The sequence below is a fragment of the Clostridium senegalense JC122 genome (assembly GCF_000285575.1).
Taxonomy (GTDB): Bacteria; Bacillota; Clostridia; order Clostridiales; family Clostridiaceae; genus Clostridium_J; species Clostridium_J senegalense.
The window spans coordinates 1-3375 of sequence record NZ_HE611056.1; the positions used below are offsets into that span (position 1 = coordinate 1).

Consider the following 3375-nt stretch of genomic DNA (forward strand, 5'->3'; position numbering starts at 1 on the left):
GATTTATTATATGCTAAATACTTCAATGCTTTTCTTGAAATTAAGCTAAATAGAGATATTATTCTTATATTCCTTTTTTATACTTTGTATTCCTTTAAATTACTACTATTGATACACGTGGAATAGTTATATTGATTTATATTAAAAAAACACCTTAAAATAGCCTTTTATCACTATTTTAAGATGTTTCTTAGTCTTATTTATTTACTATAGTTTTATTACTATATTACTTCGCTATTAGTTTCTTTTCTTAAAATTTCCTCTGATGGCTTTTCAGCTCTTTTTTCAAAAAAACTCTTCAGCTATTTGAGGAAATGCAAGATATGATAATACATCTTCATTAGAAGATACTTTTCCTTTTAATAATTCTTTTGTTTTTTCAAATGCTGGTTCTAAAGTAGACGCATATCTTCCTTTTATAGTTTCATCATCTCCTAAAGCTTTTTTCATAACTTCTGGATTTATTTTTCCTGGAGCTTTTCCATACTCTCCTTTACAATATGCTTTTACTTCTTTTAACACCATTTTATATCTTTCCCCAGTTAATACATTAACAGTAGCTTGAGTTCCTACCATTTGACTCATAGGTGTAACAAGCGGTGGATATCCTAGGTCTTCTCTTACTCTAGGTACCTCTTGTAAAACTGCATCTAATTTTCCAATAGAATTTTGTGCTTTAAGCTGCGCTATCATATTAGATAGCATGCCTCCAGGTATTTGGTTTCTTAACCCTTCTGGTTGCGGTGTTAATACCTTTGGATCTAACAGACCTGAATCTAAAACTTCCTGTCTTATAGGTTTAAAAAAGTTATTTATACTAGTTAATTTATCAATACTTAGGCTTGTATCAAATCCAGCTGAAGTTAATGCTTGATGCATTGTTTCAGTAGGTGGTTGAGATGTACCACTAGAAAATGATGATATAGCTGTATCTATTCCATCAACGCCTGCCTGAGCTGCTCTATAGTAAGACATTTCACCTATACCATTTGTACAGTGTGAATGTAAAAACACTGGTATTTTAACTTCTTCCTTTATACCTTTAACTAAGTCGTATGCTATATCTGGCATTATAAGCCCAGCCATATCTTTTATACATATTGAATTAGCACCCATATTTTCTAATCTTTTTGCTAAATTAGCATAATTTTTAACATCGTGTATAGGGCTAACTGTATATACTATTGTACCTTGTGCATGAGCACCTTGTTTTAAAGTCTCATCCATAGCCACTTCTATATTATCATAATCGTTTAAAGCGTCAAAAATTCTTATAATATCCATTCCATGATATACTGACATCTTAACAAATTCTCTTACTACATCATCTGGATAATGTTTATACCCTAATATGTTTTGTCCTCTTAATAACATTTGAAGTGGTGTTTTTTTTACTATGCTTTTTATTTTTTTAATCTTTCCCATGGATCTTCATTTAAATATCTTAAGCATGAGTCAAATGTTGCGCCTCCCCAACACTCTAATGAATAATATCCTGCATCATCTAATTCTTTAAGAATTGGGGCAAATTTTTCATATGGTAATCTAGTCGCTATTAATGATTGATTAGCGTCTCTTAACACTGTTTCTGTTATATGAATTTTTTTCATTTATTAATCACCTCTATGTTTCAATGTCATACATTTTGTATTTTAGCACAAACCTATATAAAAATCTGCAATAAATCATTTATTTTTCTGAAAAATTCATTTTTCTTGAAAAATTAATAAATTAATGTAGTATTATTCAAGTTTATTAATAGTTGTTGACATTGCACAGGGAAAATATTTATAATATAGATATATTCTTTTAAATACGCGCCCGTAGCTCAGTTGGATAGAGCAACCCCCTCCTAAGGGGTAGGCCGGAGGTTCGACTCCTCTCGCGCGCACCACAGCCTAACAGACTATACTGTTAGGCCTTTTATTTTATTTAAATGCAATTTTAAAATCATTTTTGCGTCAATTAATATAAAAATATTACTAATTAGTAGGTGTTAAATATGAATCCAAGCTTAAATTTTATGGAAATTGCTATACAAGAGGCGAAAAAGGCTCTTATTTTTAATGAAGTTCCAGTTGGAGCTGTAATTGTAAAAGATAATAAAATAATCGCTACAGCCCATAATCTAAAAGAGTTTAATAATGATCCAACTTGCCATGCTGAAATTTTAGCTATAAAAAAAGCATGTAAAACTCTTAATAATTGGCGCCTTACCGACTGTAGTATGTACGTCACATTAGAACCATGTCCTATGTGTGCAGGGGCTATAATTCAAAGCAGAATAAAAAATTTATATATTGGTACCTTTGACGATAGAAGTGGTGCCTGTGGTTCTGTATTGAATATAGTACAAAATGATTCTCTTAATCATTGGGTAAATGTTCAATGGTTATATAATAAAGATTGTAGTTTACTTCTAGAGAATTTTTTTAAACACAAGCGTTAATTAAACATGAAAATAAAATATTAAATATTTCAAAAACATATAGAAAACAAAATATTAATATAATATAATTTTGTAATACATTTCATTATTATTTATTTTATTATATATTTATATAATACTGTTATATGATGCATTTTGGAGGTGTTAATATGGATAAAGTTGCGTTTTCTTTATTTGGAATAGATATTGCGTGGTATGGTATATGTATTTCAATAAGTGTTATAATCGCAATTCTTTTAGCTCAATACACATGTAAGTTAAGGGATATAGATTATGATGATTTACTTACAATTTTTATTATAACTTTTCCGTTTTCTATAATTGGGGCTAGAGCTTATTATGTAATATTTGAATTTGATCAATATAAAGATAATCTAATTAATATATTTAATATTAGACAAGGCGGAATCGCAATCCATGGTGGTATAATTGCGGCTATAATAGTTTCTTATATTTTAGCTAAAAAGAAAAATATAAATTTTTTAGGTGGCATGGATGTTGCTGCCCCTTGTATAATTCTTGCCCAAGCAATTGGTAGATGGGGGAACTTTTTTAATCAAGAAGCTCATGGTGGCCCAGTTTCTCAATCATTTATCAGTAAATTTCCTACTTTTATACAAAATGGAATGTTAATTGATGGAACATATTATCATCCTACATTTTTATATGAAAGTATTTGGGATGTTATAGTTTGTATAATACTTATATACATTTTAAATAAGGTATATAAAAATGGAATAGTTTTCTTTACTTATATAGGACTATATTCCTTAGGAAGATTTTTTATTGAAGGATTAAGAACTGATAGTTTGATGTTAGGACCTATAAGAGTTGCTCAACTAATAAGCTTGCTAGGAATTTTAATTTGGATTATAGGAGTTATTTACTGTAACAAATCTAACACTAAACGTAAAAACAAATATTCA

The 3375-nt window shown here is 29.0% G+C and carries 4 protein-coding genes and 1 tRNA gene; 3 read left to right on the forward strand and 2 right to left on the reverse strand.

Translation table 11 applies throughout. The annotated features are described in order from the left end of the window. Positions 1–285: 285 nt before the first annotated feature. Both CSGHG_RS21470 and CSGHG_RS24935 read right to left on the reverse strand, forming a co-directional pair. Positions 286–1425, reverse strand: a complete 1140-nt coding sequence (locus CSGHG_RS21470; RefSeq protein WP_328284749.1) for a pyruvate carboxylase subunit B — start codon at positions 1423–1425, stop codon at positions 286–288. Next, positions 1404–1610 (reverse strand): hypothetical protein, encoded by a 207-nt coding sequence (locus CSGHG_RS24935; protein WP_328284750.1) that lies wholly within the window; start codon positions 1608–1610, stop codon positions 1404–1406. The genes CSGHG_RS21470 and CSGHG_RS24935 overlap by 22 nt, the downstream gene beginning before the upstream one ends. Positions 1611–1817: 207 nt before the next feature. Here CSGHG_RS24935 and CSGHG_RS18650 point away from each other — a divergent pair. The 3 genes from CSGHG_RS18650 to lgt all read left to right on the forward strand — a co-directional run. Then, positions 1818–1894 (forward strand) — tRNA-Arg (locus CSGHG_RS18650). A 108-nt stretch (positions 1895–2002) separates the two neighbouring features. Beyond that, entirely contained in the window at positions 2003–2449 is a 447-nt protein-coding gene (locus CSGHG_RS18655; protein ID WP_010299581.1) for a nucleoside deaminase, read from the forward strand. 149 nt (positions 2450–2598) lie between these two features. Then, positions 2599–3375: prolipoprotein diacylglyceryl transferase (lgt, locus tag CSGHG_RS21475; protein ID WP_010299583.1), on the forward strand; the 777-nt coding region annotated here is incomplete at its 3' end.